The organism is Hyphomonas chukchiensis (assembly GCF_000682695.1).
Taxonomy (GTDB): domain Bacteria; phylum Pseudomonadota; class Alphaproteobacteria; order Caulobacterales; family Hyphomonadaceae; genus Hyphomonas; species Hyphomonas chukchiensis.
Genome location: NZ_AWFG01000103.1, coordinates 1 through 314 on the forward strand (window position 1 = coordinate 1; position 314 = coordinate 314).

At 53.5% G+C, this 314-nt stretch carries 1 pseudogene; it reads right to left on the bottom strand.

Annotated features, from left to right (window positions below):
• Positions 1–314 (bottom strand): annotated as a pseudogene (locus tag HY30_RS18875) (4-hydroxy-2-oxovalerate aldolase); the annotation flags it as partial.

The following is a 314-nucleotide window of genomic DNA, read 5'->3' on the forward strand; positions in this document are numbered from 1 at the left end:
GCGATGTATCCATCCATGTCGAGCGCGCCGCCACTATCGGTGACATAGATACATTCGGCACCATAGCTTTCCATCATGGCGGCTTGTTCAGCCAATTTCTCAGGCTCAACCATGTGGGACATCATAAGAAAGCCAACCGTGTCCATACCCAGATCTCTGGCAACACCGATATGCTGTTTCGATACGTCGGCTTCCGTGCAGTGTGTAGCGATCCTGACAGACCTGACGCCAAGCTTGTAGGCATGCTTCAGCTCCTCGATCGTTCCGATCCCGGGAAGGAGGAGCGTGGTCAGTTTCGCCGTTTTCACTGAATC